A 3,752-nucleotide genomic window follows, 5' to 3' on the forward strand; every position below is an offset into this window, starting at 1 on the left:
AGCGGCCGGGGGCTCTTCCTCGTCGACGCACTCTCCGACCGCTGGGGCGTGGAGGCCGATCCGGCCGGAAGTGGCAAGACCGTCTGGACGGAGCTGGACCGCACCCGGAGGCGAGCCTCGTGATCGTCGCCACGAGGAACCCCCAGATCGGAGACAACGTGTTACCGGCACTGCGGCCGACGCCCAACGGTCTCCGCGCATGGTGGCGGCCCCGGCGGCCTCTGAGCGTCGTACACACCGTCGAAGACCTTGTGGCACGGGTGATCAGAACGCTGCCGCTGCCCGGAGACGACGCAGGAGTCACGCTGCTCCTCGTGGGGCTGCGTCGCCAGCTACCCCGCCTGGAACGGATCGTCGAGGACATGGGCGCCGCCCCGGACGCGGTGAGGCAGGCCCGCGACTCCGGGACGATGACGGCCGATCACCGGGTCGCCTTCGCGGAAGCGTACGGGACCCAGCAGGTCATGTACGAGCGGTGGATCGCCCCCTACCTCCCCGCGTCGGAGAAGACGCTCTACGACAAGATCACCTCCAGCACGGCCTGGGGTCAGCTCCAGGCAGCTCAGCGGTCGGTACTCACCCCGCCGACCGATGACCTCGGCAAGGAGAAGATCGGCGATCCGGCGGCCCTCGCGCGCTGGGATACCGCCTACGGGCAGGTCAGTGGCCAGATTGCGGCCCTGAACCTGAAGCGCACCCAGGGCTTGCTCGCGCACGGCTTCCAGCGGGCGGACGAGATCCGCACCCAGGTGGTCATCCAGGGAGCCGTTCTCCTGGCCGCCATCCTCGCGATCGCCGCACTCATCGTGTGGCTGATCCGGTCCATCTCCGCCCGGCTGCGGCAACTGCGTGCCCAGACGGAGGACGGCGCGCAGCGCCTCCCGGACGTGGTGAACCGGCTACGGCGAGGTGAGCTGGTCGATGCCGAGGCGGAGTTCCCCGATCCGCGCCACGAGGACGAGTTCGGGCACGTCGCGGCCGCGCTCGTCGGCGCGCAGCGCACCGCCGTGCGCCAGGCAGCGCACCAGGCCGCCGACCGTCGAGGGATCGGTGCCTTCATGTCGGCCTCGACGCAGCGGACCCTCGGCCACATCGGCCAGGGGCTCGGGCACCTGGAGCAGGTGATGACCCGGCAGGACGTCCACCCCTCCTTGCTGGAAGAGCTCGTCCGAATCGACGGAGCGGTCACCGCAGCCCGCCGCCACCAGGAGCACGTCGGCGTGCTGGTCGGAGCCATCGACAACCGCGTCCTCTACTCCGAGCCGAAGACCCTGCTCGACATCGTCAACGACGCAGCCGTGGAGACCGGTGCGGCCAGGCGCGTGGACAACAACGTCACCGACACCCACTACGTGACTCCCGAGCACGTCGCCGGCGTGGTGAGGGTGGTGGCCGCCCTCCTCGACAACGGACTGAACAAGTCGACCGCCCAGGTCGTCGTCCGCAGCCGCACGGCGGTGCACGGTGTCGCGCTGGAGGTCGAGGACGCCGGCTTCGGCATGGCCCAGGACGCGATCGAGGCGGCGAACAAGGCGCTGAGCCACCACGACCCGGCGACCTTCGAGGCGATGGCCAGCCGCAATGGCCAGCTCGGAATGTTCGTGGTGGCGCACCATGCCGGCCACCACCACCTGCACGTCTCTCTGCGCCCCTCGCCCTACCGCGGCATCACAGCGATCGTGCTGATCGAGGCCCCGGCGCTCATGAGGAACAACCCCGCGGCAGCGCCGCCCCGGCAGCGCCCGCAGATGGCTCCCGGCTCTCCTCCGCGTCCGTCGACGCAGACTCCGGTCCAAGGACCCCAGGACCATCTGCCCCGTCGACGCCCCTCGGCTCCGGCACCGATTCCCGCGGCAGATCCGGCAGCGGCCCATGCGGAACGACAGCGGCTCCACCACGGCGAGCAGACCTTCCCCGCTGCTACCGACCCCAACGCCGCCCAACTGCCTCAGCGCAGAGCGGGAGAGCACATCCCTGCCGTCCTGCGCGACGGAAGCCAGCTCCCGCGTCCGCGGGCCACGGCCCTGTCCGACCCCCAGGAGGTAGCCAGCCAGTGGGATGCCTTCCAGGACAGCGCCCCGCAGCCCCACCACCAGCACCCGACCCAGTAAGGACCGATTCCCCGATGAACCCGAACCCCGAGATCCAGCGCATCCTCGACGAGCGCATCGCACAGATTCCGCACGTCCTGGGCGCCGTCGTGGTCACCGAGGACGGCATCCACCGCTACCTCAGCGGATGGCCGGCCCAGGACTTCCCGGCGCAGACGCCGCAGGACGCGGCCAACGCCCGCCAGGCGTTCGGGGAACACCTCAGCGCCCTCGCCTCCGGCATGGCCGGCCTCGCCGGGCAGCAGGCCCAGAAGCAGCAGGGCGGAGCGGTGACCCGGACCGTCGTGGAGATGGAGGACGGCTGGTCCGTCACCGCCCGCGCCGGCCAGTACTGCGTGATCGCCCTCCAGGCGAAGGCGCAGGCCCACCTCGGAACCCTCGGATACGCGGTGACCCACTTGGCCAACGACCTCGGCGACATGCTCGATGTCGACCGCCGTGAGCTGGCGCTCGCCCAGGCCAAGGTGGCCCCGGCCGGCCAGCAGCCCGGGTGACGACGCCACCTGGTGGCCGCCGGTCCCGGCCGTACGCCGGGACCGGGGGCCGCATCCAGGCCCCGACCGCCGGTCTAACCATCGACACGCAGATCACCGTGAGCGGCGCCCGCCATGAACAGCCCTTGAGCGAAACGCACTTGAGCGTCCTGCGGCTGTGCTCGGAGTCATCGAGAGCTGTCTCCGAGCTCGCGGGACTTCTCCAACTGCCCGTGGGCGTCATCACCGTCCTGGTCGCGGATCTCGACCGCCTGCGCCTTGTCACCCTCCAGGCCCCGGCAGACATGTCGCGTCTCGACAATGTCAGCTACGGCCTCATCACACGCGTACTCAACGGCCTCAAAGCCCAATACCAGGAAGACATCAAGGGGACTCGGCGTGCCAACTGAACCTTCTCCCGCACCCGTCAAGGTCGTGGTCGCCGGCGGCTTCGGCGTCGGCAAGACCACGTTCGTCGGCGCGGTGAGCGAGATCGAGCCGCTGAACACCGAAGCGGTCCTGACCGCAGCCAGTCTCGGCATCGACGACACCGCCGGGGTGGACACCAAGACCACCACCACCGTGGCCTTCGACTTCGGCCGGCGCACCGTCGACGGCGTCCCGCTGTACGTGTTCGGAACCCCTGGCCAGGACCGGTTCTGGTTCATGTGGGACGCCATGATCCGCGGCGCCCTGGGCGCCGTCGTCCTCGCCGACACCCGACGGCTGCAGGACTCCTTCCCCAGCATCGACTTCTTCGAGGACCGCAGCGCGCCCTACATAGTCGCCGTCAACCGCTTCGACGGTGCCCCGGCCTACAGCCAGACCGACCTGCGCACGGCCCTGCAACTGCCGGCCCACGTTCCCCTGCTTCAGCTGGACGCCCGCGAGTCCGGCTCCAGCACCCTCGCGTTGATCAAGCTCCTGGAATACCGGATCACCCAGCCCGCCACCGCCTGAGACCCGGAGGTCCCACCATGTCCGCCCCCTCCAGCTCCCTCCCCCTGTTCGACGACCGTGTCCTGGCCGACCCCTACCCCTCGTACGGCGGCCTGCGGGGCTCCGGCGCCGCCGTGCTCCTGGAGGAGTACGGCGTATGGGCGATACCCCGGCACGCCGACATCGCCGCGATCCTCAAGAACCCCGACGTCTTCGCGTCCGAGGGCGG

At 70.3% G+C, this 3,752-nt stretch carries 4 protein-coding genes and 1 pseudogene; all 5 read left to right on the top strand.

Annotation, left to right across the window (positions count from 1 at the left end; translation table 11 throughout):
- Nucleotides 1-260 precede the first annotated feature (260 nt).
- Nucleotides 261-2,111, top strand: a complete 1,851-nt coding sequence (locus tag P3H78_RS32930; RefSeq protein ID WP_276112845.1) for a hypothetical protein — start codon at nt 261-263, stop codon at nt 2,109-2,111.
- Between the two features lie 14 nt (nt 2,112-2,125).
- Nucleotides 2,126-2,605 carry a roadblock/LC7 domain-containing protein gene (locus tag P3H78_RS32935; RefSeq protein ID WP_276112846.1) on the top strand — a complete coding sequence of 160 codons (480 nt, stop codon included), beginning with the start codon at nt 2,126-2,128 and terminating at the stop codon, nt 2,603-2,605.
- Entirely contained in the window at nt 2,602-2,994 is a 393-nt protein-coding gene (locus P3H78_RS32940) for a DUF742 domain-containing protein (RefSeq protein WP_018520079.1), read from the top strand. The genes P3H78_RS32935 and P3H78_RS32940 overlap by 4 nt, the downstream gene beginning before the upstream one ends.
- Before the next feature lie 25 nt (nt 2,995-3,019).
- The gene (locus tag P3H78_RS32945) at nt 3,020-3,544 is read left to right on the top strand and encodes a GTP-binding protein (protein ID WP_438828081.1); all 525 of its coding nucleotides are present in this window, start codon (nt 3,020-3,022) and stop codon (nt 3,542-3,544) included.
- Nucleotides 3,545-3,561: 17 nt separating this feature from the next.
- Nucleotides 3,562-3,752 (top strand): annotated as a pseudogene (locus P3H78_RS32950) (cytochrome P450); the annotation flags it as partial.

The sequence above is a fragment of the Streptomyces tropicalis genome (assembly GCF_029269835.1).
Lineage (GTDB): Bacteria > Actinomycetota > Actinomycetes > Streptomycetales > Streptomycetaceae > Streptomyces > Streptomyces tropicalis.